The organism is Gordonia sp. NPDC003429, assembly GCF_053588575.1.
The window spans coordinates 1-1,634 of the sequence record NZ_JBSFQF010000050.1 but is presented as its reverse complement, the minus strand read 5'-3'; the positions used below and the strand labels follow the sequence as shown (position 1 = coordinate 1,634).

Here is a 1,634-nt window from a genome sequence, read left to right as displayed (position 1 = left end):
CCTGACTTTTATCACCGAATCGGACATAGTAGACGCGTAGCGCGCTGACCTGGGGTGTTGTGTGGTTGGGCGGGTGGATTTGCGCACTAAGTGGGGTCTCGTAGGCTACGTTCGTGGCGTATGTGCGGACGGTGAAGACCGCTTCGGGAGCGACTGCGGTGCAGATCGTGCACTCGTCACGACGGGGTGCCCGCGATATTGAGCATCTCGGCTCGGCGCATGATGAGGCTGCGATCGTGGCGTTGAAAGCTGTAGCTGCGCAACGGATCGCCGGTGATCAGGAGACCCTTGATCTGGGTGTGGGTGTATCGCCGGGCGGTACTGGCGCGCCGCTGCCGATCACCTCGTCGCGGATGAGTCACCTCTGCGACAGCGTGGCCGGGGTGTATGACGAACTCGGCTTTCAGACGGCGACCGGCGGTGACCAGGTGTTTCGGGATCTCGTGATCGCACGGATCATCGAACCGACCAGCAAACTGGACTCGTTGCGGGTCTTGGCCGAGGCCGGGATCGAGGCCGCGTCCTATCCCACCCTGAATCGGCGTCTGCCGATCTATGCCACGGCCCGGTGGCGTCACGACTTGGCGGCCGCGTGCGCCGCCCATGCTGGTCTGGGGCCGGCCACGTTGTGTCTCTACGATGTGACGACCCTCTACTTCGAGACCGACAAGGCGGATGGATTCCGCGAGCCAGGATTCTCCAAGGAGCGTCGTCTTGAACCACAGATCACTGTCGGGTTGCTCACCGACGCAACAGGATTCCCGTTGATGATGGAAGCTTTCGAGGGGAACAAGGCCGAGACGTTGACGATGATGCCCACCCTGACCGCGTTCATGACCGCGCACAAGCTGACCGATGTGACGGTGGTGGCCGATGCCGGGATGATCTCGGCGGCGAACATGAAGGCCATCGAGGATGCCGGGTTGTCGTTCATCCTGGGTGAGAAGATCCCCAGCGTCCCGTACCAAATTCAGAAGTGGCACAAAAACAATCCGAATTCCACGCCCGCTGACGGGTTGACCTTGACCCAGCCACTGCCGGCGAACTCCAAGACCAGCTACCGCCGTCACCGGGTGGTGTACTACCGCTACAGTGCCGATCGGGCTCGCCGCAGCATCCGCGGTATCAACGAGCAGATCGCCAAGGCCGAGAAGGCGGTGGAAGGCAAGATCCCGGTCAAACGCAACCGGTTCGTCAAGCTGAAAGGCGGTGACCGAACTGTCAACCGGGAGCTGGAAATCAAGGCCCGTACCCTGGCCGGTTGGAAGGCCTATGCCACCAATATCGATTCTCCGACAGCCGATTTCGTGATCGGCTCGTACCATCAGCTGTGGCGGATCGAGAAGAGTTTTCGGATGTCAAAGTCCGACCTGGCCGCCCGACCTATCTTCGCGCGCAAGGAAGATTCGATCCGTGCCCACCTCAGCGTCGTGTTCGCAGCCCTTGCAGTCACGCGCATTATCGAAGCCCGTACCGGGTGGTCGATCAAGAAGTTCGTCACCACCGCCCGCCGTTACCGCACCATCACCATCCAGGCCGGACAACAGACCTTGACCGCCGCCGACCCACTACCCGAGGACCTCCAAGCCGCGATCAACGCGGTCGCCGGTACGCACTAATTGATAAAAGTCAGG

1 protein-coding gene is annotated in these 1,634 nt (G+C 61.3%); it reads left to right on the top strand.

Features of this window, described 5'->3' with window-relative positions; translation table 11 throughout:
* Positions 1–113: 113 nt before the first annotated feature.
* Positions 114–1,619: an IS1634 family transposase gene (locus tag ACWDSI_RS20410; RefSeq protein ID WP_449757680.1), complete on the top strand. Its 1,506-nt coding sequence runs from the start codon at positions 114–116 to the stop codon at positions 1,617–1,619.
* The last annotated feature ends 15 nt before the right edge of the window (positions 1,620–1,634 follow it).